2 protein-coding genes are annotated in these 1729 nt (G+C 66.7%); one reads left to right on the top strand and one right to left on the bottom strand.

The genetic code is table 11. From position 1 onward, the window contains the following. Positions 1-125: 125 nt before the first annotated feature. Positions 126-928 (top strand): IS5 family transposase gene (locus FHS87_RS23235; RefSeq protein ID WP_184522279.1). Its coding sequence is split into 2 segments (ribosomal slippage): positions 126-456 and positions 456-928, totalling 804 coding nucleotides; the frame shifts between segments, so codons are not numbered across the junction. A 267-nt stretch (positions 929-1195) separates the two neighbouring features. Here the strand turns inward: FHS87_RS23235 and FHS87_RS23230 are convergent. Further along, entirely contained in the window at positions 1196-1360 is a 165-nt protein-coding gene (locus FHS87_RS23230) for a transposase (protein ID WP_184522276.1), read from the bottom strand. Positions 1361-1729 lie beyond the last annotated feature (369 nt).

Raw genomic sequence — 1729 nt, 5'->3', positions numbered from 1 at the left:
CCACACGCTCCAACATCGCGTCACCTCACCATCCGTGACGCTACCTCGCCGTCAGCACGCTCCAGGACAATACGGCCTCAAACCACCGCTTACGGACAAAACCTGCACTAAGGCGTTGAGGAGGGATGGCGCTCCTCGTTCCTGACGATCTCTGGGCGGTGGTGGAACCGCTGTTGCCGCGAGAGCGGCCGAAGCCGAGAGGTGGCAGGCCGCGTGCGCCCGATCGGGCGGCGCTGGCGGGCATCTTGTTCGTGCTACGAACAGGCATTCAGTGGCACGAGGTGCCGACCGAGCTGGGCTGCTGCGGCAAGACGTGCTGGCGGAGGCTGGGCGAGTGGCACGCAGCTGGGGTTTGGGCGCGGCTGCACCGGATCTTGCTGGAGCGGCTGCAGGACGCGGGGGCTCTGGATTGGAGCCGAGCGGCGCTCGACAGCGCCAGCCTGCCCGCCAAAAGGGGGGCGCAGAGGTCGGGCCGAACCCGACGGACCGCGGCAAGCCGGGCACCAAGCGCCACCTCGTCACGGATGCCCAGGGCACGCCGCTTGGCCTGACGCTGAGCGGCGCCAAGTGCCACGACAGCCGGATGCTCAGGCCCACGCTCGACGCAGTGCCGGGCGTGAGAGCCAAGCACCGGGGTCGTCCACGCCGTAGGCCAATCAAACTCCACGCTGACAAGGCCTACGACCACCGGCGTTGCCGTCGTGAGTGCCGCGCCCGAGGTATCACCCCGCGCATCGCCAGGCGAGGCATCGAGAGCAGTACCCGCCTGGGCCGCCACAGGTGGGTGGTAGAGCGCACCTTCGCCTGGCTGGCCCGGTTCCGGCGCCTGACCGTCCGCTATGAACGTCGCGCCGACCTTCACCTCGCCCTCAGAACCCTCGCCTGCGCCGTCATCTGCCTCCGCCAGATTAGGAGGTTTTGTCCTTAGCTTTTAGTCATCGGCGTAACGGAGCTCGGTTTCGTCGTAAAACCCGCCTTACCTAAGGCGCGACGCAGGAAGCCACCCAGTTGGAGGCACGTTCCATGAGCCAGCATCACGGTGAGGACGTGAAAGCCGTTGGGACCGTAGCACCTGGCAACCTCGACGATAAGGTCGAGGAAGGCGGCTTGTCCATGAGCTTCGTCGGATCGTAGCCCGCATAGGCGAAGAGGTGCTCCGGCCGCGGCCAGCATTTCCGGACGCCGCGAGGACCTCTTACACGCCAGCACTGTCCGAGGCGTTGGCCGTGGTGGATTTGACCATCAGCAGCCGCCCTCCTGTGTTCAGCGCGATGTGGCGCTTGCGGCTGACGGTCCGCTCGCCGCCATCGTAGCCGCACATTTCGGCGAAGGGCGTCTTCACTGTCTGGCTGTCCAGCATGCCGCTCGAGGGGCCTTGAGCCGCTTTGCGGCTCAAGGCCGCCCTGCCGCCTCATAGTCCAGCACGAGGGCAACATCGCGGATGGTCCGGAACAGCAGGCAGCGCACGAAGCGGCGGAACGATCAGCGCACGTTTGCTACGCCCGAAGTGGATCGGTAGCATGCGCCATCCGCCCTCCGAGCGCGCGAGGTAGCAGCACCTCGCGCAGATTTACCAGCGGCCTTCGACCCGCGCCCACTCCCGCCTCCTCCTTGGCTGGCGGTTGGTTGGGGGGGGCCTGTCACGGAGGTTTCGCGGTTTTTTCGCGGGTCTGAAAAAAGGCTCTTGCGTCACCTGGGGTCAGGGGCTACATCGCCGCTCCCGACGCGG

It is taken from the genome of Muricoccus pecuniae, from assembly GCF_014199205.1.
Lineage (GTDB): Bacteria > Pseudomonadota > Alphaproteobacteria > Acetobacterales > Acetobacteraceae > Roseomonas > Roseomonas pecuniae.
The sequence above is the reverse complement of the archived record's forward strand: the minus strand, read 5'-3'. Positions and strand labels throughout refer to the sequence as shown.